Origin of the sequence: Deefgea salmonis (assembly GCF_020531905.1) — a bacterium.
Taxonomy (GTDB): domain Bacteria; phylum Pseudomonadota; class Gammaproteobacteria; order Burkholderiales; family Chitinibacteraceae; genus Deefgea; species Deefgea salmonis.
The window spans coordinates 352,397-374,997 of the sequence record NZ_JAJAWG010000003.1; the positions used below are offsets into that span (position 1 = coordinate 352,397).

Here is a 22,601-nt window from a genome sequence, read left to right on the forward strand (position 1 = left end):
TTTTGTGATTAATGCCGTTCAAGGCCATCGCACGAATTCAGTTCAAGAAGCGATTAACTATCTTAAAGGCGACCACGATCATAATGGCGTGGAGAGAAAACCTAAGCCTAGATTTTTCACCGGAAGTGAAAATGATTGTCTTATTGCTTGTGAAAGCATAGATAGAAAACAGAAGTATGTTACTGGAACCTTGGCCTTTGAACCAAATGAACGACCAAGTGATAAAGAGCTTATGGAAGTAGTTAAATCATTCCGTGCCACCTTCATGGCCGGTCTTGAACATGGCGTAAATTTCACAGACTTTTGGAATATCCATGAAGATAAAAATCGTATTGAGTTGAATTACGTCATCCCATTGACTGAATTAACCACTGGCAAGCAAATAAATCCGTTTCCACCTGGCAAAGCAAAAGAAGATTTTAAGGACGCATTTGATGCAACCTGGAATCACATTCTTGGTTTTGACCAAGTTGTCAGAGATCCACTAAAAGCATCTTCTTCAAAATTTGAAACCAAGGTTTTGCCACATTCAGATTCAGCACTTGCCAAGCAAATTAAAGTTAGTAAACCAGATAAGGACAACATAAGCGCCAATGTTGCCTATCAGATTCATCAAGGAAAAATTAACAGTAGGCAGCAACTATGTGATTACCTAGAAAACTTTGGTGAAATCACCAGAGTGAACGATAAATTCATCTCACTAAAAATTCACGGATCACAAAAAGCTTTTCGTTTAAAAGGACCAGTTTATGAACATGGCGCCGATTTTCAGAAGTTGAAAATTGAGTCTGCTACTAAGGATGCTCCATACAGAAGGCAGCTTAATGATGCTGATTTTCAAAAGGTGCAATCAACTCTTGCACGATTGACTAAATCAAGAAAGTCTTTTAATCAGAAGCTGATTGCCACTCCCATGACTGGAAGAAGCAACAGAAATCGTTTGTATGGTGCGAAGTCAATTCCTAAGCAGTCTGCACCAGTCAAAGAAGTTCAGCAGACACCACAGAAGGCCCCTACACAGGTTCAAGCGCCATTGACCAGCACTGCACCTAAGCAAGTTCCTGAGATCGCTCAGAAGCAGCCTACAGCCGGTAAACCAGCAATGAAGGATTCACCAACTAAAGAAAGTGGTTCTTCTGGACCAACTTCAATGGGTAGCAGTTCAGATGCTTCTATTGGAAATCTTCAAGCTCAATTGTCTGATTTGAGAAATCAAATTGCTAATGCCAAAGATCCAGCCAAAGCCGCATCTTTGAAAATTAGAGCTATGAAACTTGAACAGCAGATTGGCGCAGCAGTAGAAGCTGATCGCATTAGAAAACTCAAAGAATCAGAACGATTCAGTGGCATCAAGAAAAAATATTGAATATTCGGCCAAAAAAAGCACCCGAAGGTGCTTATATTTTCTTTGTTTCTTTTCTTTCTCTTGGACCTAACATGGCATTGAGTTTTTCATTGAGATTTTTCTTATCAAGCCATTGATTAAAAACAACTTCGGAAACCTTGCTTCCATAGAGCCACCATTCCTTTAACCCGGTTTTCTCCCACACTACAGCGGGACCTGATTCGCAGTGTTTTTGAAAGCGGCCATTAATGTAATTCGTTAAAACATAGCATTCTGATTGAATATCTTGATCTTTTTCATTTTCGTTCATCTTGATTGCCTACTCCCTACTGAGGAATATCATACAAAATATAAAGCTCAAGTCAACAAAAAAGCACCCGAAGGTGCTTTTTTATTACTGCCATTTGGCAGATCATTAGTTTAACGAGTTTCCCGCTCACATTAGCCGTTAATTTTGGCTTTGTCAAAACTAATCTAACAGAATAAATCAGGAAGTCAAGCCTTTATCTTGCTTGCAATGTGCAGTTAAATTTATATGAATTTAACTGTCAATCAAGCAGCATTAGCCCAAAGTTTTGCGCCAATGTCACTATGCCTTAAAGTGGCATATCTTTTCAAAGTTCCCAACTCAATATGACCTGAAATTTTACTAATTTCAATGTCAGTCAAATTTGTATTCACAAAATACCAGCTAACAGCACAATGCCTTAAATCGTGAATTTTGAAGTTTGTAACTTTGGCATTTTTGCAGATGATTTTGAACCGAGCAGCAAGAACAGAACTGCTTTGCCAATAATCACCAAACACCAACGATTGACCATCCTTCTTCAACTTCATAAGACGGTCTTTAATGAAGTGGTAAAACTCTGGCCTTAGTGGAACCTTCCGATCTTCGGCATTCTTTTTGTCAGCAATTTTTGTATTCTCTTTGGGAACGAAAATGTATGAATTACTTGGATTGCTTTCATCCAAGTGAATTTCATTCCACTTCATCAACAATGTTTCACCAGCACGCATACACGAATAGTATTGCCAAAGAATAAGACACCGCAATTCTTCGCGCTTCACATACATTTTTTCTGTAGCAGCCAGCAAGCTATCTAATTCACCAGTTTCAAGAATGCGATCCCTTGGAATCCACGCTTTAGGAGGTGAATTTTCATCAAATGGCTTACGGTCAAATGTGTAATCGTGGTGCTTGGCGTGCCACTTCAAAGAAGTCCTGATGGCATAGTAGAGCTTGCGAATGGTGCTTTCACTGTAGGTCTTTGTGACCAACTCACCAGTTTTTACATCCAAAATTTTATGACCAGCATAAAGCGGACTAGGTTTCTTTTTAGTCACTTGGTCAGGAATGACCTGTTCTAGTTTGGCCTTCAAGTAGAGAGCAAACGTTCCAGACTTGAAATTTCCAAGCGGAACTTTTCCAATCTCCAACTTCAATTTTTCAAGGTCGTATCGCTTACCCGGTGCCACAGTGTTGTGCTTTAAATATTCGGTAAAAATCTGGGCCAAAGTCATCTTCTTGATTTTGGTGATGTCTACCGACTCACCACGATCAATTTTTGACTTGACTTCACGAATGAATTTTTCAGCTTCTTTTTTGGTCTTACAGGTTTTGCTGACAGCAACACCTGCTTCTCGAATGCGCACCAAGAACGACACATCGCCATTCACGCCAACACGTTCAGTTATCAACTTACCCGCCATCTTCGCCAATCCTTTCTAGTCACCAAGTTGGAACTTGGAACAAATTTGGAACATTTTAGCTATGGTAGCGTACTTGTTGTCTGTAAGTGGTTGCTGTATAACGACTTTTCCAACTTATGATTGTTGCCTCCTAAGCGCTAGATACAGGTTCGATTCCTGTCGGGGACACCAGCAATGACAAAAGCCCCAATGTGGGGCTTTGTTATTTCTGTTACTGCCGCACGTTTAATATCGTCCTAAACGGCTATTAAATTCATCAAGCAGTTTTTGCTCTTGCTGCCCTTCTTTGCGTAATTCAGCTTGATTGTGCCGATCGCGTAAGGCTTCGAATGCTTTTACTTTGCGCTCGCAGCTTTGCCAATCCGTTTTATGCCGTTCATATTCCAACGCTAACCGCTCTACTTCAAAGATTTGCTGATCGGCAGCGCCATCGAGTTTAGCCAAAAACAATTGATAATCTCGCCACTGGCCAATCGACATGCCGGTTTGCGCGCTATTGGCCAAGCGCGCGCGGTATTCATGCCGAAAGCCATCCACTTGCTCGAGCTTATTGCGCGCCAATAACCACGCTGCTTGCGCCGCTTGCATTAAGCGTGCCGCGTCTTCACGCTGATCAATCGCCAGTTGCAATAAAAATGCAAAACGAAATTGCGCCACTCAATCACATCCCAAACAATTGCGCCAACTTCACTCTAGCGCCTTCGTAGCTTTCTTGTTCGTGAATCCCTTGTTGCAAAAAGGCTTCAAAACCGGGATGCCGGCGTATCGCTTCATCGAGCACCGGGTCGGACCCCGGCACATATGCACCAACACTGATTAAATCGCGGCTACGCTGATAGCGAGCATACAAGTGCTTAAATTGACGCACTAAATCAAACTCAGGCTGGCTAATAATATCGTGCATTACCCGTGAAATAGAGGCTTCGATGTCAATCGCCGGATAATGGCCAGATTCCGCCAATTGCCGTGACAAGACAAAGTGACCATCTAAAATCGCGCGGGCATTGTCAGCGATGGGATCTTGCTGATCGTCCCCTTCTGACAACACAGTATAAAAAGCCGTAATCGAGCCGCCGCCCTCCCGACCATTACCAGCCCGCTCAACCAATTGCGGTAAGCGCGCAAATACCGAAGGCGGATAACCTTTGGTCGCGGGTGGCTCACCAATCGCCAAGGCGATTTCCCGCTGCGCCATCGCATAGCGGGTTAAGGAGTCCATAATCAGCAGTACATTTTGCCCTTGATCGCGAAAATACTCGGCAATGCTGGTCGCGTAGGCTGCGCCATACAAACGCAGCAGCGGCGGCGTATCGGCCGGCGCAGCAACGACCACACTGCGCGCACGGCCTTCGTCACCCAGAATGTTTTCAATAAAATCTTTCACTTCTCGGCCCCGCTCGCCGATTAAGCCCACCACCACCACATCGGCCTTGGTGTAGCGCGCCATCATGCCAAGCAGCACCGATTTACCCACCCCAGAACCGGCAAATAAACCCAAGCGTTGCCCGCGCCCAACCGTCAGCATGGCATTAATGGCGCGCACGCCAACGTCCATCACTTGCTTGACGGGTTCTCTATCCATGGGGTTATACGGGCGAGCAAATAAGGGCTGATAGCTCTCAAATTGCAGCGGCCCTTTGCCGTCAAGTGGCCGCCCCAAGCCGTCTAAAATTCGATTGAGTAATCCCCATCCGACCGGCACTTGCCGGCCATGATCTTCAACACGCCGCTGCGCCGCTCTGGGTTTGCCAAATTCGGGCTCCCATGCAGAAAAATCCTCCAGTGGAATCACTGCCGCACCCGGCTCAACACCATACACTTCAGCAATCGGCATTAAAAACAGCCGGCTTTCTTGAAAGCCCACCACCACCGCTTCCACAGAATGGCCATTGGGCGTCATCACTTGGCACGATGCGCCGATTGGCAGCCGCAAACCGACCGCCTCCAGCACCATACCCGAAACACGCGTTAAACGCCCACGCGGCTGGCAGGGACGAATCGCAGTAATGGCCGAGCCGCAATCATTGAGATAGCTTTGAATGAATTGAATTGGCGTGCTCATAAACTAAGTGAGCTCAGCATCGGCAGCAGGTGCCAAAGGCGATGACGTAGACAATGAATCGATGATCGCTGCGGACTCAACATCAGTTATTGCTGGCGCTGGCGTTTCGAAATGCAGGGTTGCAGGTGCCGCCTGTGTTTCTTCTGATGGGTATTGCCCCCAAGCTAAATCAGTTCGCTCGTTGCGTTTCAATACCCTAAGAATATTTTCCCAGCGTGATGCCAAAGAAAAAGACAACTGCGTGGCCGGTGTTTCAATTTTGCAGCTGCCACTCAATAAATTGGGATCGGCGACTAAGCGCCAAACGTCGTCAGGCAATTCAATTTGCAGCGACAAGTGCAGCAATTCAAAATCTTCGGGCGACAAAAATAAGCGCGATGGGTGGCTCGCCGTTGGCATCATTGCGAGCGCCTCACGGATCGGGGCCAGCAATTGCTTGGGCTGACTTTTTAGTTCATCACAAATCATTTGTCTTGCCGCGAGCAAAGCCAAATCGAGTACCGACTCAGCCAATTGCGCCTCGCCCTGCGCTAAGGTTTCGGTAATATGCCCCAATAAATGTAGCAATTGCTGCGTTTCGGCCTCCCCGGCCAAACGTCCCGCCTCTAAACCGGCTTGAAAACCTTCATGATGCGCTTGCTGCTGAATCGCTTCGATTTCTTCTGCTGTGGGTAGCGGCAAGCTCGGTTCAATAGGCAAAGCCGCCTCTGGCGCCAACGCTGGCGACGCCAGTGGCTCAGGGATCGACTCGATCTCCTCTGGCGTTTCAACTACAGGTGGAGCGGGTGTGGCCTTGGGGGTATCAAGGAGAGAATTAAATTGCCAGAGCTGAAACTCAGATAGCTCTTCGCGTGGAATCACGCGACGATGGGGTCCTGACATGGTGTTCCTTAATCAACTAAACCCTCGCCGCCGCCGCCGCCCAACACAATTTGCCCTTCATCGGCCAGACGACGTACGATTTTAAGAATTTCTTTTTGCTCGCCTTCGACTTCAGAGAGTTTAACCGGCCCTTTTGCTTCTAGATCTTCGCGCAACATTTCTGCGGCACGTTGTGACATGTTTTTAAATATTTTTTCGCGTAATGCTTGGCTGGTGCCTTTGAGCGCGACCACTAAAGAATCGGATTGAATTTCGCGCATCAAAAGCTGGATTCCACGGTCATCAATATCCAACACGTTATCAAAGGTAAACATTTTGTCTTGAATTTTTTGTGCCAGCTCAGGATCGTATTCACGAATATTGGCAACGGCCGATGTTTCGACTGCGCTGCCCATAAAATTGAGCATATCGGCGGCCATTTGCACGCCACCCATCGCACTTTTTTTCAGCTTATCAGTGCCAGATAAAAGCTGAGTCAAAACGTCATTGAGCTCTTTTAATGCCGCCGGCTGCACGCCCTCTAAGGTTGCAATCCGTAGCAAGACATCATTACGTAAGCGCTCAACAAAATGCCCCATGATTTCTGACGATTGATCCGGCTCTAAATGCACCATGATGGTAGCAATAATCTGTGGATGTTCGTTTTTAATCAATTCAGCAACCGCAATGGCATCCATCCATTTTAAAGATTCAATGCCATTATTATCATTGCCTTGCAAGATTCGATCGAGCAAATTAGCGGCTTTATCAGTGCCCAGCGCTTTAGTTAAGACCGAACGAATATATTCATCGGCGGCCCCTAAATTGGCGCGATTTTGCGTCGACGCAATGAAATCTCCGAGCACTTTGTCCATATCTTCGCGCTTGACCGTATTCATATTGGCCATCGCAAAACCAATTTTTTGGACTTCTTTCGGCCCTAAAAACTTAAAAATTTCAACAGCACAGTCCTCACCCAAAGACATTAGTAATAAGGCACCACGATTGACGCCGTCTTCATTCATATTGGCTGCCATCTCGATGACTCCTAAGACATTTTATTGGGATCGGATTTCTCCGCATTAACCATCATCCATTCACGCAAAATCGTTGCCACCATGCGCGGATCATTTTTAGCCAACTCTTTAGCTTGCTGCAATAAGTCAGCAAAAGCCGACATTTTTTGCTGCTCCTCTTCGCCTTCACTCGCCGGCCCTTTCGAATCTGGCGAGAAATGCTCGCCGACCGGCATATCCCCCAAATCAAGCTCAGTGGTGCGGGCCTCTTCGCGAGAGCGCGTGATGTCTTTCATCAACGGTCGAACGATAAAGAACAGTAAATAAAATACCGCCACTAAAATCACCAGCGCTTTTAAGACGTCTGGACCATTGCTCTGCACATAGCTTAAAGCGCGATCTTGTAATGGCTTGTCTTCCAAAGGAATAGACTCGGCAAAAGCAGCATTCACGACATTCACCGAGTCGCCACGCTCTTTGTTATAACCAATCGCTTCACGCACCAAATTGTTAATCTGTAGCATTTCTTGCGGCGAGAATGGCACATACGACAACTTGCCATCTTTATCTTTACCAGCCTTGTAATTGAGTACCACTGCCGCAGAAAGTCGCTTAACCGACCCCACCGACTGCTTGACATGTTGGATGGTTTTATCCACCTCAAAATTAGTTGTGGCCTCTTTACGCGAATTACTTTGGGTTGCCGGCAATATGGCGCTCGCGCCAGAAGCAATCGGCGCCGTAATCGGCGCGAGTGCTGCGCCTGGCGGTTGATTAGACAGAGCCCCCGGCACCCCCATCGCCATCTCTTCGCTCGATTTACCGGCTTGCTCCAAAGATTGCAAGCTACGAATCGCCGCAGAGTTGGGCGGCGAGTTTGGCCGATATGTTTCGGACGTTTGCTCTATTTCAGAAAAATCGAGCTGTGCTGTCACTTCTGCGCGCACATTGCCTTTACCGACAATCGGCGCCAAAATCGTTTCTAGTCGCTCAACAAAGCCTCTTTCAACGGTATTGACATACTGCAGCTGACGCTGATCTAAAGTGCCCTTATTTAAATCAGCCGAGCGAGACAGTAAATTGCCATCTTGATCGACTACCGTCACATTGGTCACCGGCATACCGGGAATACTCGATGACACTAAATGGATAATGCCAGCGACTTGCCCACCATCCAGAACGCGGCCAGGATGCAAAGTGAGCACAATCGACGCCGATGGCTTTTGCTGATCGCGCAAAAATACCGTTTGCTTTGGCGTTGCTAAATGCACACGGGCTTTTTCTACTGAAGAGATACTTTCAATCGAGCGAACTAACTCACCTTCGATTGCTCGCTGATAATTAACTTGCTCGGTAAACTGAGAAACACCAAATTTTTGGTTGTCGATTAACTCAAAACCGGTATTGGCCGCTTTAGGTAAACCTTGCGCCGCGAGTTTGAGCCGGACATCGTAGATTTTTTCTGCTGGAACTGAAATCATGCCAGCATCGAGTTTGTAGGGGATATTGAGTTGCTGCAAAGACTGAATGACTGCGCCACCGTCTTTGTCTGGCAAATTGGTAAACAAAATGCGATAAGCCGGTTCGCGTGACCACAATAAAGAGCCCACTACCCCAGCAATAATGATGGCGACCATCACCATGGCCAACATTTTACGCGCAGCAGGCATCTCGCTGAAGCGCTGACGCAGCCCACCGAAATTTCCTGCCCTAACTAAGGTGTTATCTGTCGCGACGCCCGCTTCTGCCATACCTTACCGATTTTCAAGGTGTCAGGTTTATACCTGCATATTCATCACTTCTTGATAGGCAGTCACTAGCTTATTGCGTACTTGCACCATGGTTTGAAAACTCAAACTGGCCTTTTGCAATGAAACCATCACATCTTGTAAATTCGCGTCAGAATCGCCCGACTGAAAAGCCGCCTGCTGGGCTTGTGCGCCTTGCGATACTTGGTTCACTTGGTCGATGGATTGTTTTAGTAACTCGGCAAAATCAGGCGCTCCCGCTTCGGCTGCTTTTGCTACTGGCTGACCAGAGGCTAAAGCAGACATCGACCTTAACTCGCCGAGAACCTGATCTATTCCTTGCACGCTCATAACTACCTATCCTTCTTGGCAAAATTGTAGGGGCGCAAGGCGATGGCGGCAAGCAAATACTGCGCCCTGTCGCATCAAACTGGTAAATTACCATCCTGTTCACGGTATTGCGCCAATTTATAGCGCAAAGTCCGCTCACTCATTCCCAATTTTTCTGCGGCAGCCTTTCTCACCCCTTGCGTTGACTTCAATGCTTCAAGAATTAAATTCTTTTCCATCTCTTTCATATTGCCCGAGGCCATGCTGGCATCGGCCTGCAGCACGACTGCTACATCAGCGGCAGAATTTGCCGCATCGTGTGGCAAATACAAATGTTCAACGGCAATTTCATCCCCTGGGGCCAAAATTAAAGCCCGCTGAATCACATTGTCTAATTCGCGAATATTGCCCAACCAACGATGCGCTTTGAGTGCTTGTTCTGCTGCTGGCGTCAAATGAGGCAAACGGCGCTGATAGGCGACTGAATACGTAGAAAGCATAGATCGTGCCAAAGGAATGAGATCTTCCAAGCGCTCACGCAGCGCTGGAATTCGCAATGGAAAAACATTCAAACGATAAAATAAATCTTCACGAAAACGCCCAGCTTTAACCTCCAGACTGAGATCTCGATTGCTGGTGGCCAAGATGCGAATATTCAGGCTAATCGATTTCACACCACCGACGCGCTCCAGCTCACGTTCTTGTAACACGCGAAGGAGTTTGGCCTGCAACGCCAATGGCATTTCGGTCACTTCATCCAGCAATAAAGTACCACCTTGCGCCTGCTCAAACTTACCGATGTGATGACTTGCCGCACCGGTGAACGCCCCTTTTTCATGACCAAATAAAGTCGACTCAAGTAGCTGTTCAGGGATCGCCGCACAGTTAATTGCAATAAATGGTTTATTGGCCCGAGGACTATGCCGATGAATGTAGCGCGCCATGACTTCTTTGCCCACGCCCGACTCCCCAGTCAACATGATTGAGGCATCGGCCAGGGCGGCCCGCCTTGCAATCGCCATTAATTGGCGCATCGCGGGCGCCTCTGCCAACACCTCATCCCCCTCCATATCGGGTAGCCGATATTTTTCTACTTGCGCCAACAACAAATCCGGCTCAAAGGGTTTGGGTAAGTAATGACACGCGCCGGCATGCAGCGCAGAGACTGCGCGATCAATGACGCCATACGCCGTCATCAGCATCACGGGCAACCACGGGTATTGGGTTTTGATTTCTTTCAGCAGGGTATCGCCATCCATCGGTTGCATCTGCACGTCGGAAATGACCATACCGACCCGATGTATTTTTAGTATTTCTAAAGCCGCCATACCATCCTCAGCGGCCAATGCTAAATAACCTCCTAATTCAAGCGTATCGAGTAATGCCTCACGTAAGGCATCGTCATCTTCCACAATTAAAACCGGTAAAGCCATGTCCTTCCTTTTTAAATCCTAAGCGCCTTGCCACCATTGCTCGCCAACCATGCCAAGACTTTTTGCGCCATTTCTTTCAAACTAACAATTTCATTCACGCCGCCCACGGCAATCGCTTCTTTGGGCATGCCAAAAACCACACAACTGGCCTCATCTTGCGCAAAATTATGCGCGCCCGCTTCTCGCATTTCTAACATACCCACCGCACCATCTTTACCCATTCCGGTCAAAATAACGCCAATTGAGTTACGACCAGCAACATTCGCGGCAGATCTAAATAACACGTCAACTGAAGGCCGGTGCCGATTCACTGGCGGCGCTTGCGACAACTCACACACATAGTTTGCGCCCGAAATACCCAGCAAAAGATGCGAGTGTCCCGGTGCAATATAAGCATGTCCAGGCAAAATACGTTCGCCATGCTCCGCTTCTTTTACCGTAATTCGGCATAAAGTATCTAAACGATTGGCAAACGACTTGGTAAACATCTCGGGCATATGCTGCGCAATCAAAATACCCGGCGCATCCGGTGGCATCGGCACTAAAAACTCTTTTAGTGCTTCTGTGCCGCCGGTTGAAGCACCCACAATAATCAATTTTTCGGACTTCATCAGTGGTCTTACCGTCTTAGACAATACCGCATCCGCAGTGTAGTTCGCGGCAATATGCGGCTGCGATAGTGTGCTTACTCTCGCCTTGGCTGCCATGCGAATTTTCTCTCTAATTTCTTCTGCATAATCTTGAATGCCTTGCGCAATATTTAATTTTGGCTTGGCGATAATATCGATTGCGCCCAATTCAAGCGCGCGCAATGCCACTTCGGAGCCTTTTTCTGTCAACGAAGAGATCATCAATACCGGTGTTGGTTTTAAGCGCATTAAACGCGCCAAAAAATCTAAACCATCCATTTTCGGCATTTCGACGTCCAGTGTAATAACATCTGGATTGAGTTCCCTAATTTTTTCTCGCGCAATCAGTGGATCAGGAGCCGCAGCAACACATTCCATATCTGGCGCAGTATCAATCACCTCTTTCAATAAGCTGCGCATTAATGCTGAATCATCAACGACAATCACTCGGATTTTTTGCCCCATTACAGCCTCCCTACCGCATTGAGTTCAGCGCAACTGCTGTGCCGTAGCCCTTCTGCCGGACAACAATACAAAAATGGTTGATTCATTTTTTAAGTAAACAACTCAATATCACCACCTTCATCAATATGTGTCAAACGCGCGCCATAGCTTTTTTCTCGTTCAACAATCGTATTATTGTGAACTTCTTTTAATTTTCGAATCAAAACACGCCCTGTTTGCGCAAAAAAATAAACTTTCCGTGGATAGATATCTAACAAATCTTCTGCAACAATTGGAATACGCTCTAAAGATAAAAAACTTTTTACAAACTCTGAATTTTTTAGGCCTACATTAGAAACAGTAAAGCCACGTAGTACATTACCACCACCAAATACTTTTGCCTCTAAACGCGTTTTTTTTGCACCCTGCTTAAGTAATTGATTAATTAATACTTCCATCGCATATGTGCCATAACGAGTGGACAAACCATTCACCGTTGCCATTGATTCAGCTGATTCTGGCAGCATAAAATGATTCATTCCGCCAATCCCCGTCACGGGATCACGAATGCATGCCGCAACGCAAGAACCTAGCACGGTGACCAATAACATGTCTCGGCCGGTGACATAATATTCACCGGGTAAAATCTTGGCAGCTTCAATATCAAAATTTTTATCAAAATACAGTGTGGGCGCTAATACCTCTTCATAAAGATGAGTTGACATTAGCGATGTCCCCATTGTGAAATCGCATGCTCAGTTAAGCGATACGTTGTTTTTCCACAAGACGCATAATAATCCGATAAAAATTGTAAATTTTCAGAATGGCCAACATAAAGATGCCCTTCCGGTTTTAATAAATGCCCCATTTTTTCTAAAATCACTTTCTGGGTTGGTCGATCAAAATAAATCATGACATTTCGACAAAAAATAGCATCAAATCGACCTTGCAAAGGCCATTCATCATTTAATAAATTAATCTGCTGAAACTCAAGCAACTCCCGTAATATTGTTTTTGCACGGACCTTGCCAGCATCACTGCCTTTTCCTTTTAAAAAAAAGGCTCGCTTTCGCTCCATGGATAATTTTTCTAATTTATCTAAGGTATAAATCCCCGTTGCTCCTGTCGCTAAAACTTGTGTATCTAAATCAGAAGCGACGATTTCAACATTGGGATGATTATTTTGATACGCCTCAATCGCAGTCATTGCCAAAGAATACGGCTCTTCCCCTGTCGATGCTGCGGAACACCAAATACGAAAAGGCTTAGCGCTGCTTTTTTTCATTTGCTGCGCCAACATATCAAAGTGATAAGACTCTCGAAAAAACGAGGTTAAATTCGTGGTCAATGAATTCGTAAATTGCTGCCATTCTTCTGAATTGGCATCTTTTTCAAGTTGCGTTAAATATTGTGTAAATGACGTCATATTCAATGCACGCAAACGCCGTGCCAAACGGCTATACACCATTTGCTGCTTGCTATCATTGAGTCGAATACCGGCGCGCTGATAAATTAACTGCACCACTTTATTGAAATCAGCTGTCGAATAAGTAAATTCATGTGGATCACTAAGCGGCGAGTTCGAAACCATAGTTAAACCTACGTATATGATCAAAGCCATTGAGAATCAAAGCCTAGAAGCAAATACCATCAAAATACTCTAGGCAAAATGGACAATAGAGAGAAGAAAGAATCATTCTGAAGCGTTGCGGAACATCATCAAGCCGATTGAATAGAACGAGACAACCAGCGATAAACTGTGAGCGCCTGATATCGACGTCAAGCCAAAGAAGTGAGTCCTCTTTGGCTTGCACAGTTATCTTAATTTAATTAAAACTCCTCCCAATGACCATCATCCCCTCCCAATTGAGACGGCACAGAACGCGGTGCTGCCTTACTAGCCGGTTTCACCATGGATGACGTCGGAGCAGAGTGAACGACTTTAGTTGATCGAACGGCGGCAGGACGATGCGTCGCTTGCTCTGCACCTAGCTTAAAAATAGCCACGGTTTGAGTTAAGTTACTCGCCTGCTCTTCAAGGCTTTCCGCCGCTGCTGCAGCCTCTTCGACTAAGGCGGCATTTTGCTGCGTATTTTCATCCATATGCGTAATCGCTTGGTTGACCTGCTCAATCCCTGCGCTTTGCTCGCTAGAGGCCGCCGAAATTTCGCTCATGATATCGGTCACTCGACGTACTGCGCCGACCACATCCTGCATTGTATGTCCTGCTTGATCCACCAATTTAGAACCTGCCTCTACCTTAAGCACCGAATCACCAATCAAGGTTTTGATTTCTTTGGCAGCCCCTGCTGATCGTTGAGCCAGATTACGTACTTCGGATGCAACCACCGCAAAACCTCGCCCTTGCTCGCCGGCTCTCGCGGCTTCAACCGCAGCATTGAGCGCCAAAATATTGGTTTGGAAGGCAATACCATCAATCACCGAAATAATGTCGACAATTTTTTTCGCCGAATCATTAATATCGGCCATAGTTGATACCACCTGACCAACCACATCGCCGCCTTTCACCGCAATATCCGAGGCACCGATGGCCAATTGATTAGCTTGACGGGCATTTTCTGCATTCTGTTTGACGGTACTGGTAAGCTCTTCCATGCTTGAAGCGGTTTCTTCCAAGCTTGCTGCTTGCTGCTCAGTTCGGCTCGATAAATTACTATTGCCCGCAGCAATTTCTTGCGATGCCACATTAATGGTGGAGGCCGCTTCTTTGATATTGGCGACAATTTCTGCCAAACGCTCGCTGGTAGTATTACAGTCCTCTTTCAATTGCCCTAATAAACCACGATATTCAGCGGTGATTTTTTGCGTTAAATCGCCCTGCGCTAAAGCGCCTAAAACACGCGCCACATCAGTTAAACCGGCTTCATTGGACTCAACTAACTGATTCATCCCTTCGGCCAATTTCAGCATAAAGCCTTCTTTGCCGGCAGGATCAACCCGTCGTGTGAAATCACCATTGACTGCGGCATCGACCAAATTACCCACCTCGACCTCAACAGCCACCTCTTGCGTTCGATCAATCCACTCAACGACCGAACCGAGTCGAGTAATGCCATCTTTAGCAAAGACAGGGCTGGCCACCAATTTAAATGTTTTACCAGCAACTGTAATTTGCGAAACATAAGTACTGGTTAAATTGGCTAATAAGCTGGATTGGTGACTTGGATTTTTATGGAATGTATCAATATTGGTGCCAATTAATTTAGAAACATCGAACGATGGTAGGACTTTGCGCAAATCATTTTGCACCCCCGACAACATCGAAATGACTGATTTATTCATATATACAATCACCCGATTCACATCGGCGAGCATCACATTGGCTGAAGTACCCTCAAGCGCACCTAAAATTCGCGCACTTTCATTGGATAGCTGCTGTTCACGCAATTCAGCAGCAAGCGCGTCGGTGCGATCTAGCCACTCAACAACATAACCTTCCCGGCCACCTTTCTCATTCACTACCGGATTCACAATCAAAGAAAACGTACGACCACCGACGACAATACTGGTTCGATGCTCACCGGCCAAACGATCCAGCATCCCACGTTGATGCGCCGGGTTTTTATGGAAACCATCGATATTAGCGCCAATGATGTGACGAGCATTAAACTGAGGTAAGTCTTTTTTAATATCCGATTCTGCATTTTGTAATAACCGCTCAACGGCCCGATTGCAGTAAATAATATTGCGATCAGCATCAGCAATCATCACGCTCGTAGAGACAGAATCCAATGCTGTTTTGATTCGAGCATTTTCAATTGTTGCAACTTCTGCGGTGCGTAACTTCAGTTGTAACTGTTGCAATTTAGCCATCAAACTCGATGTATCATGACTAGCAACTAAAACGTCTGAATTTAAATCACCACTTGCGATTTTATCGACTAATTGTTGGACAGTTTCTAAATCTCCACCAAGCTGTTTTTTTATTTTACGTAGCAGTAGAAATCCGACACCCAAAACCAAAACCACCCCAAAAATAACAGAAATTAGAACCAATAATTTTGTCGATTCAGATGTTGAACTAAGAATAGAGGCATCATTCAATACTGTTTTTTGCTGAATATTTATAAAAGATAATATTTCATCGCGATATACATTAAAAGTTTCCCTGAGCTCGCCCATCACAAAAAGCCGAGAACCCGCTGCATCCCCGGTATCAAATAGCGTTTTAAACTTTATTTGAGCAGCCTGAAAATTAGCTCGCTTTTCACGGACTTTATCTAAATATTTAATCGCTTCTTGATCATTATTTATTTTTGCATTTTCTTCTGATTCAGAAAATATTTTATCAATAATAGTTTTAGATTTTAATACATTCTCCCACTCTACATCAGCTTTAAGTTTATCTTCTGCTGTTGCCGCCCCAATAATTTGCATGTTTCGTAAAGATCTAGTAACGCCGTTAACCTCATTCATTAATTCCTGACCATGAATCAAATGAGGGAGATACTGATTTTTTAATGAATCAGTCTGATCAATTGTTTTAACACTTGCACTATAGGTAATACATGCCAAAGCAATAAAAACTAAAACAATGACCGATAAGCCCAATACCATGCATTTACGTAAAGTCATATTATTCATTGGAATCTCCTTATGCTGCAATAGCTTCAACAAGCGCCATATCAGCACTCGTCATGAGTTTTTCAATATCAACTAAAATAATCATTCTATTTTCTACAGTACCTAAACCTAATATATAGGCAGTATCGAGTGCTGATCCAAACTCAGGTGCGCTACGCAATTGATCGCTAGCTAATGTCATCACATCAGAAACACCATCAACGACAATACCCATGGTTCTTTGTGAAACATTAATAATAATAACGACGGTAAATTGATCGTAAACTACATTACCAAGACCAAACTTGATTCTAAGATCAACAATAGGAACAATATTTCCACGAAGATTAATAACACCTTTAATAAATACTGGCGAATTTGCAATACTAGTTACCGCATCATAGCCACGAATTTCCTGCACTTTTAATATATCAATGCCATATTCCTCTTTGCCTAAGGCAAAAACTAATAGCTCACGATTGACCTCATCATCTGACATCATTGGATCCATCATTTCCTCCTTATGCAGCCATCTGCGTTAAATAGGGTGTTGTAATTTGTTGCGCCATTTGTACTAAAATCGCGATATCTAAAATAAATGCAACATGTCCATCACCCATAATAGTTGCACCAGCAACCCCGGCAACTCGCCGATAGTTTGTTTCTAAATTCTTAACCACCACCTGATGCTGACCCAATAAATCATCAACAAATAAGGCAATCTTTTGCCCTTCCGCTTCTAAAATAATCGCAATACCATCTTCAAATGATTTCACTTCAGTTGGTAAATTAAAAACTTCATATAATGCAACAAGAGGCAAATACTCACCACGTACATTAATGACGCTGCCACGACCGGCCATACTTTTAATATCAACCATTCTTGGCTGCAAAGATTCAACAATAAACGTTAAAGGGATAATATATAGCTCGGAAGAAACCGAGATCGACATGCCATCTAAAATAGCTAACGTTAATGGCAGACGTACGCTCATTGTTGAGCCAACCCCCGTCATAGATTGAATTTCAATTCGCCCGCCCATGGATTGAATATTTTTTCGTACCACATCCATGCCTACACCACGCCCCGAAACATCGGTAACTTGTTCCGCGGTAGAAAACCCAGCTTCAAAAATCAGCATCCACACTTCAGAATCAGGCATATTGTCATTGACATTAAATCCACGTTCTCTAGCTTTGGATAAAATCCGCTCTCGATTAAGTCCAGCACCATCGTCACTGACTTCAATCACAATATTGCCGCCTTGATGAAATGCTTTCAGCGTCAAATTGCCTTGCGCAGGTTTGCCTTTCGCTAAACGGATTTCTGGTGTTTCTAAACCATGATCTAGGCTATTTCTAACTAAATGTGTCATTGGATCAGATAGTTTTTCAATAAATCCTTTGTCTAATTCCGTATTTTCACCAATCATACGTAATTCAACTTGTTTATTAAGTTTACTGGCTAAATCTCGAACTAAGCGTGGGTAACGATTAAATACAAATGAAATCGGCATCATGCGAATCGACATAACGGATTCTTGTAATTCCCGTGTATTGCGCTCGAGTTGTGCAACGCCGGAAAGTAATTTTTCATGTACTACGGGATCAAGCAATAAAGCATTTTGTGCCAGCATCGATTGAGTAATGACCAATTCACCGACCAAATTTAACAGTTGATCTACTTTTTCAACACTTACGCGAATTGAGGAGTCTGATTTATCATTTACGTTTGATTTTTCAGCAACCTTATCCATTACAGTTCGATCACTACTGCGACGATTTAACTGTTCAGGAATGACCGGCGTTTCTATTTGGATTGGCTCGCTAGATACAATCGCTGCAACGGCAGTAAAAAAGCCAAATCCATCGCCATCCTCTATGAGAACAGCGGACTCTGGCGTGGTGACTGAAGTAAAGAATCCATAACCTTCATTTGAAGCCGGCTCGCTGGCGAGCGCGTCTTCAAAAAAACCGTAGGCACCTTCTTGGCTATTATTTAAATCTTTAGGTTTTACAATGGCTTTATTAACTTTATCCTGCTCATTTTGTATATAAATACGATCCGGTGAAATTAAAAAAGCAATGGACTCCAGTATATTTTCAGCAGATTGTTCTGTCGCAACCTTCAAGCGCCATGGATGCGCATTATCACCATGCTCAATATGAGAGACCTCACCATACCGAGCTAGACCAGCAATTAAATTGCTCATATCAAAAACGTCACCAGCCGCAATTTCAATAGACAGCCCATCTGATACCCTCGATGGATAGTCCTCGTTTGAAAAACTAGCTAATTCGTCTGTTATTTGTTGAATGGCGATCTCATCGGCTTCGCCCTGTCCTCGATGCGCGCCAAGCATATCCTGCAAGACATCTCCGGCACGCAAAAAAACATCCACCATCGCCGGCCGTAGCTGAGTTTCTTGTTTACGAATCCGGTCTAATAAGTTTTCAAGAATATGAGTGACTTCGGTTAAGTCGTTAAATCCAAAAGTAGCGGCACCGCCTTTAATCGAATGCGCCGCACGAAAAATGGCATTTAAGGCTTCAGGATCTGGATTTTCAACATCAAGCTTCAATAACAAAGCTTCAAGACTGGCTAAATGCTCTGCCGCCTCATCAAAAAAAACCGCAATAAACTGGCTCATATCGATGGTCATTGCTTACTCCTGAGTGCCGGTGAACTAACCAATGACTTTACGAACCACTTCAAGTAATTTTTGCGGGTCAAATGGTTTAACTAGCCAACCTGTTGCACCAACAGCACGCCCACTTTGTTTCATTGTGTCGCTCGATTCCGTCGTTAACATAAGAATCGGCGTTGTTTTATACTGGGGCAAAGCACGAACAGTACGGATCAAAGTCAGGCCATCCATGCCCGGCATGTTTTGATCCGTTAAAATAAGATCGACTTGCTGGTTTTTTGCTTGTGCGACACCGGCATTGCCATCTGCAGCTTCAACTACTTCATAGCCAGCACTTTTTAAAGTAAAGGCGACCATTTGCCGTATCGACGTTGAATCATCCACAGTCAAAACTTTTTTAGCCATCTTGTTTTCCCTTAACTTTTAAAGAATGCAGAGCGATTAAAATAAATCTACTGAACCGCTATTCATATTTTGTTGTGCAACTGGGTTACGTTGTAGCGCAGCACCCAGTTGCATCGCTTGAATATAAATCTCCGATTTAATTTCATTTTCACCAGCAGAATCTGAATTTAATATAGTCAAATCACTGTCAATTGCAGAAAGTTTTTGCAAAATATCCTGAACCTCATGGACACGACTTTGCACATGAAGTAGCAACTGCTGCGTTAAGTCTTGAAATTGTAAAGAACAGACGGCCTGATCAATTTGTTGCTCAACTTGTTGTGCAACAAGACCCAGACGTTGGACGGTATCTTCAACGGAATGATTTAAGTTTTGAATTTCGACTAAGGTATGCTCGACTTGAAGCTTGGACTCTAATGAAAAATTCATATCTTGAGAAGCCAGCTTAAATATTGCGCTTTCGGCCCCTGAAACAGAGGCATGAATGTTTTGTATATTGTCCCTGATTTGCGAGCTAAATTGATTCGTTCGCATCGAAAGCGTTCTAACTTCATCTGCAACGACTGCAAAGCCTCTGCCGGCCTCCCCTGCTCGAGCGGCTTCTATCGCAGCATTCAAGGCCAATAAATTCGTTTGCTTTGCAATACCTTCGATCTCACTTAGCACCGACAAAACACTTGCCACTTGCGCCCCAATTTGCTCCATCTGATCAACCAAACTCATTGCAGCACTCGAGTTATGGACCACGCTATCAACAAATCGAGAGAGAATTTCAGAAGTTTCTAATACAAATTTTTGAAAATCCAGCCCGCTATGATCAGCCTCGGCCTGCAATAGCCGAGCAACCATATCACGCTGCAATCGAGACTTTTCAACCATTGAAGTAAAGCCAGCCAGTAGATTTGGTATTGCATCGCTATAAATTGCAATAACCTGCTGTATTTCTTCCTCGGCTAAGACCAGTTGTTCATGACTGGCCAAGTGAATTTGCTGCTGATCTGCCAAGTGAGGCACACTGTTTTGCGTTTGAGCAAATTGGTACGAATTGGGCTTTCGACTTAAAAAGAGAAATAACGAGTAGAGGCTAGAAGGAAAAATGAAGGCCATCAGTAGTGCAAACCACTGAATATCTAGCCCCGAAAAAAGCACGCAGATTGGAAATCCGCACGCAAAAAGTAGAAGCCAAAACAATTGACGATGTGACATGCGTATCCATAATTCAAATGAATCAAGAAAAAAAAACCAAGACCAATCTGATTATTTATAGACACAACAAAAGGCAAAAGAAAGCAATTTGAAATTGATATGTAATTAAATACCGCTAAATCTCTTGGGGAAAGTAATAAACCTCAACTTCATTTCCAATTCCAATATAATTAACTCGTAATGCAAGGGCCTTTACCAATGAAATTCCACGACCAAAAGTAAACGCAGGAACAGCATCAATGGCATCACCCAACTGTAAAGAACGAGACCAATCAAACCCTTGGCCACTATCTTTGACTCGAATACGTAAAATTTCATGCCCTCTAAGCAATACCCCCATCAAATCAATTTCTATTCGACCTTCTTCAAGCTCAGCTAAGCGGCGCACCCGCTCTGTTAAATAATACTCCATACCATCGGTATTCATTTTGATATGAGAATCCATACCGAGCAAACCATGATCAACGGCATTAACAAATAATTCAGTTAATATTAAAAAGACATCTGACTGCGAACTGGCTAATGACTTGATTTCTTTAACAAACGTCATCATAAATGGAATCGTATTGACATAGCGTAGCTCTTCAGCGGTCAAAACTAAGTTGTATCGCCAAGTGCTTTGATTTCCTGTTGCAAAATCAGCCGTTAATAACTGACTGATATCTTCTGAGGAATGATGATTAATTTTTAAATCGCGATTTGGATTGGTGCCAAAACTAGCTAAAACCAATGAAACATCATCATGATGTTTTTCTTGCTGCAAGAAATTTAGAAAAATTTCTTGAAAGTATTCAATTGGTTTTAAACTCGATTTTTCTTTTAATAACTGCAGTAAACGCTCAGTTCCAAATTCTTCGCCTTGTTTATTTCTCGCCTCAATCAAGCCATCTGAACAAGCCACCACATATCCAGTGCCATTTGAATAAAATCTTTCCGGAGAAAAATCCATCGAATGCGAAGCAATAATACCTAAAGGTAAGTTTTTAGAACGGCACTCAGAAACCACATCGCCGTGTTCATTCACTAAATAAACCATCGGCATGCCGCCATTCCAAATTTCAATACACCCCGTGGTTTCATCAATAGAAATTAAAGTGACGCAAACAAAACGTCCAACAGGCAAAACCTGCCGAACTTTATCGTTCATTTCTAATAAAATGTCGCTGATTGCATAACCTTTTTCGGTCATGCTATAAAACGGCTGCGTCAATGGCAATACATTCAATGCGGCAGTTAAGCCATGACCAATCCCATCGGCAAGCATCACATGCAATGCTTGCCCTGGGGTACGAGCAGAGGCAATCAAGTCGCCCGATAAACTCTCCGCTGGCGACAACAAATACTGCAACTGGGGATCTGATAGCCGCTCTGAGTTAACCAATTGCTCCATCAAGTGCCGAACAACTCGTTTTTCTTCTTCAGCATTCTCATAGTAGTCAGCAAGACGTTCTGACTGTTCTCTGACCTTTCTATTTAGTTCTAAAGTACGACCAAAAGCTTTTAGTTTTGCCTCTAAAACTCGGAAATTAACAGGCTTATTAATATAATCGTCAGCGCCACGCTCGATTGCATCAGCCAGCGCATTTTCCTCGCCAATACCCGTAACAAAAACAATAGGAACCCAGCGCTCCCCAGATTCTGCTTTAATAATAATTGCAGCTTCAGGACCAGTCATGATCGGCATCATGACGTCCATTAAAACCAAATCGGGCTGCTCCAAACGACACTGCTCAATTGCATCTAACCCATTTCGAGCCAATATTGCCTTATGACCCAAGGCTTCTACAAACCGTGAAATGAGCAACAAAATCGCTTCAGTATCATCAACAACCAAGATTTTCATGCAAATTACCTAATGGTGAAGATTTTACCAAAGCATGCAATTTCAAGAACTTGCTTTACAGTGTCACGGCAATTCACAAGCGCCAAATTTTTGCTAGCGGCTGATATTTTCTCTTTTAAAAGCAAAAGCATGCCAAGTGCAGAACTATCTAAATAATTGACATTTTGAAAATCAACGAGCACCTCTTTTATTTCTGCATTTGCAATCAGAGACTCGCAAACCTGGCGAAACTCTCTGTGCGCGCTGAAATCAAACTGCCCCGATAAAATGACGCGGCCAACGTTACCTTCAATCTGCACGGTAGGTGTCATACGTAATTAACCTTATAACTTGTAGT

At 44.2% G+C, this 22,601-nt stretch carries 19 protein-coding genes, 1 tRNA gene and 1 pseudogene; 2 read left to right on the plus strand and 19 right to left on the minus strand.

Going from position 1 to position 22,601, the window contains the following annotated elements; translation table 11 throughout:
• Positions 1 to 4: 4 nt before the first annotated feature.
• Positions 5 to 1,366: a relaxase/mobilization nuclease domain-containing protein gene (locus tag LG219_RS07915; protein ID WP_226763971.1), complete on the plus strand. Its 1,362-nt coding sequence runs from the start codon at positions 5 to 7 to the stop codon at positions 1,364 to 1,366.
• Between the two features lie 31 nt (positions 1,367 to 1,397).
• Here the strand turns inward: LG219_RS07915 and LG219_RS07920 are convergent, their stop codons facing one another.
• Positions 1,398 to 1,655, minus strand: coding sequence for a hypothetical protein (locus LG219_RS07920; protein ID WP_226763972.1), 258 nt, complete (start codon positions 1,653 to 1,655; stop codon positions 1,398 to 1,400).
• Positions 1,656 to 1,897: 242 nt separating this feature from the next.
• Positions 1,898 to 3,055, minus strand: coding sequence for a site-specific integrase (locus tag LG219_RS07925; protein WP_226763973.1), 1,158 nt, complete (start codon positions 3,053 to 3,055; stop codon positions 1,898 to 1,900).
• A gap of 78 nt (positions 3,056 to 3,133) precedes the next feature.
• Between LG219_RS07925 and LG219_RS07930 the strand changes: the two genes are divergently transcribed.
• Positions 3,134 to 3,226: transfer RNA gene (locus tag LG219_RS07930), tRNA-Ser, on the plus strand.
• A gap of 54 nt (positions 3,227 to 3,280) precedes the next feature.
• Here the strand turns inward: LG219_RS07930 and fliJ are convergent.
• The 17 genes and pseudogenes from fliJ to LG219_RS08020 all read right to left on the minus strand — a co-directional run bounded on the left by fliJ (position 3,281) and on the right by LG219_RS08020 (position 22,575).
• The gene (gene fliJ / locus LG219_RS07935) at positions 3,281 to 3,712 is read right to left on the minus strand and encodes a flagellar export protein FliJ (RefSeq protein WP_226763974.1); all 432 of its coding nucleotides are present in this window, start codon (positions 3,710 to 3,712) and stop codon (positions 3,281 to 3,283) included.
• 4 nt (positions 3,713 to 3,716) lie between these two features.
• On the minus strand, positions 3,717 to 5,117 hold the full coding sequence (gene fliI, locus LG219_RS07940; RefSeq protein ID WP_226763975.1) for a flagellar protein export ATPase FliI: 1,401 nt from the start codon (positions 5,115 to 5,117) through the stop codon (positions 3,717 to 3,719).
• A gap of 3 nt (positions 5,118 to 5,120) precedes the next feature.
• Positions 5,121 to 5,999, minus strand: a complete 879-nt coding sequence (locus tag LG219_RS07945) for a flagellar assembly protein FliH (protein ID WP_226763976.1) — start codon at positions 5,997 to 5,999, stop codon at positions 5,121 to 5,123.
• Positions 6,000 to 6,007: 8 nt separating this feature from the next.
• Complete coding sequence (gene fliG, locus LG219_RS07950; RefSeq protein WP_226763977.1) at positions 6,008 to 7,015, minus strand: flagellar motor switch protein FliG; 1,008 nt, start codon at positions 7,013 to 7,015, stop codon at positions 6,008 to 6,010.
• Between the two features lie 11 nt (positions 7,016 to 7,026).
• Positions 7,027 to 8,745 (minus strand): flagellar basal-body MS-ring/collar protein FliF, encoded by a 1,719-nt coding sequence (gene fliF, locus LG219_RS07955; protein WP_226763978.1) that lies wholly within the window; start codon positions 8,743 to 8,745, stop codon positions 7,027 to 7,029.
• Positions 8,746 to 8,772: 27 nt separating this feature from the next.
• Positions 8,773 to 9,093: a flagellar hook-basal body complex protein FliE gene (gene fliE / locus LG219_RS07960; RefSeq protein WP_221021080.1), complete on the minus strand. Its 321-nt coding sequence runs from the start codon at positions 9,091 to 9,093 to the stop codon at positions 8,773 to 8,775.
• A 74-nt stretch (positions 9,094 to 9,167) separates the two neighbouring features.
• Positions 9,168 to 10,505, minus strand: coding sequence for a sigma-54-dependent transcriptional regulator (locus LG219_RS07965; RefSeq protein ID WP_226763979.1), 1,338 nt, complete (start codon positions 10,503 to 10,505; stop codon positions 9,168 to 9,170).
• An 11-nt stretch (positions 10,506 to 10,516) separates the two neighbouring features.
• A complete protein-coding gene (locus tag LG219_RS07970; protein WP_226763980.1) occupies positions 10,517 to 11,599 on the minus strand; it encodes a protein-glutamate methylesterase/protein-glutamine glutaminase in 1,083 nt (360 codons plus the stop codon).
• A gap of 89 nt (positions 11,600 to 11,688) precedes the next feature.
• The gene (cheD, locus tag LG219_RS07975) at positions 11,689 to 12,303 is read right to left on the minus strand and encodes a chemoreceptor glutamine deamidase CheD (protein ID WP_173532160.1); all 615 of its coding nucleotides are present in this window, start codon (positions 12,301 to 12,303) and stop codon (positions 11,689 to 11,691) included.
• Positions 12,303 to 13,199, minus strand: coding sequence for a CheR family methyltransferase (locus LG219_RS15410; protein WP_308444077.1), 897 nt, complete (start codon positions 13,197 to 13,199; stop codon positions 12,303 to 12,305). Before LG219_RS15410 ends, cheD begins: the two co-directional genes overlap by 1 nt.
• A gap of 209 nt (positions 13,200 to 13,408) precedes the next feature.
• Positions 13,409 to 16,183, minus strand: coding sequence for a methyl-accepting chemotaxis protein (locus LG219_RS15575; protein ID WP_373314852.1), 2,775 nt, complete (start codon positions 16,181 to 16,183; stop codon positions 13,409 to 13,411).
• Positions 16,184 to 16,193: 10 nt separating this feature from the next.
• On the minus strand, positions 16,194 to 16,673 hold the full coding sequence (locus LG219_RS07995; RefSeq protein WP_226763981.1) for a chemotaxis protein CheW: 480 nt from the start codon (positions 16,671 to 16,673) through the stop codon (positions 16,194 to 16,196).
• A 10-nt stretch (positions 16,674 to 16,683) separates the two neighbouring features.
• Positions 16,684 to 18,825, minus strand: a complete 2,142-nt coding sequence (locus tag LG219_RS08000; protein ID WP_226763982.1) for a chemotaxis protein CheW — start codon at positions 18,823 to 18,825, stop codon at positions 16,684 to 16,686.
• Positions 18,826 to 18,849: 24 nt separating this feature from the next.
• A complete protein-coding gene (locus LG219_RS08005) occupies positions 18,850 to 19,215 on the minus strand; it encodes a response regulator (RefSeq protein WP_182075441.1) in 366 nt (121 codons plus the stop codon).
• A 36-nt stretch (positions 19,216 to 19,251) separates the two neighbouring features.
• Positions 19,252 to 19,878, minus strand: a pseudogene (locus LG219_RS15580) (methyl-accepting chemotaxis protein); the annotation flags it as partial.
• Positions 19,879 to 20,536: 658 nt separating this feature from the next.
• Positions 20,537 to 22,264, minus strand: coding sequence for an ATP-binding SpoIIE family protein phosphatase (locus LG219_RS08015; protein ID WP_226763983.1), 1,728 nt, complete (start codon positions 22,262 to 22,264; stop codon positions 20,537 to 20,539).
• Between the two features lie 5 nt (positions 22,265 to 22,269).
• Positions 22,270 to 22,575 (minus strand): STAS domain-containing protein, encoded by a 306-nt coding sequence (locus LG219_RS08020; protein WP_226763984.1) that lies wholly within the window; start codon positions 22,573 to 22,575, stop codon positions 22,270 to 22,272.
• Between the last annotated feature and the right edge of the window lie 26 nt (positions 22,576 to 22,601).

Bases quoted from the DNA above. Each gene is read 5' to 3' on its own strand.
- LG219_RS08000 (WP_226763982.1), bottom strand. From the start codon at position 18,825: ATGACCATCGATATGAGCCAGTTTATTGCGGTTTTTTTTGATGAGGCG.
- LG219_RS07920 (WP_226763972.1), bottom strand. From the start codon at position 1,655: ATGAACGAAAATGAAAAAGATCAAGATATTCAATCAGAATGCTATGTT.
- cheD (WP_173532160.1), bottom strand. From the start codon at position 12,303: ATGTCAACTCATCTTTATGAAGAGGTATTAGCGCCCACACTGTATTTT.
- LG219_RS07945 (WP_226763976.1), bottom strand. From the start codon at position 5,999: ATGTCAGGACCCCATCGTCGCGTGATTCCACGCGAAGAGCTATCTGAG.
- LG219_RS07995 (WP_226763981.1), bottom strand. From the start codon at position 16,673: ATGGATCCAATGATGTCAGATGATGAGGTCAATCGTGAGCTATTAGTT.
- fliG (WP_226763977.1), bottom strand. From the start codon at position 7,015: ATGGCAGCCAATATGAATGAAGACGGCGTCAATCGTGGTGCCTTATTA.
- LG219_RS08015 (WP_226763983.1), bottom strand. From the start codon at position 22,264: ATGAAAATCTTGGTTGTTGATGATACTGAAGCGATTTTGTTGCTCATT.
- LG219_RS08020 (WP_226763984.1), bottom strand. From the start codon at position 22,575: ATGACACCTACCGTGCAGATTGAAGGTAACGTTGGCCGCGTCATTTTA.
- fliI (WP_226763975.1), bottom strand. From the start codon at position 5,117: ATGAGCACGCCAATTCAATTCATTCAAAGCTATCTCAATGATTGCGGC.
- LG219_RS08005 (WP_182075441.1), bottom strand. From the start codon at position 19,215: ATGGCTAAAAAAGTTTTGACTGTGGATGATTCAACGTCGATACGGCAA.
- fliF (WP_226763978.1), bottom strand. From the start codon at position 8,745: ATGGCAGAAGCGGGCGTCGCGACAGATAACACCTTAGTTAGGGCAGGA.
- LG219_RS07925 (WP_226763973.1), bottom strand. From the start codon at position 3,055: ATGGCGGGTAAGTTGATAACTGAACGTGTTGGCGTGAATGGCGATGTG.
- LG219_RS15410 (WP_308444077.1), bottom strand. From the start codon at position 13,199: ATGGCTTTGATCATATACGTAGGTTTAACTATGGTTTCGAACTCGCCG.
- LG219_RS07965 (WP_226763979.1), bottom strand. From the start codon at position 10,505: ATGGCTTTACCGGTTTTAATTGTGGAAGATGACGATGCCTTACGTGAG.
- LG219_RS15575 (WP_373314852.1), bottom strand. From the start codon at position 16,183: ATGAATAATATGACTTTACGTAAATGCATGGTATTGGGCTTATCGGTC.
- LG219_RS07970 (WP_226763980.1), bottom strand. From the start codon at position 11,599: ATGGGGCAAAAAATCCGAGTGATTGTCGTTGATGATTCAGCATTAATG.
- fliE (WP_221021080.1), bottom strand. From the start codon at position 9,093: ATGAGCGTGCAAGGAATAGATCAGGTTCTCGGCGAGTTAAGGTCGATG.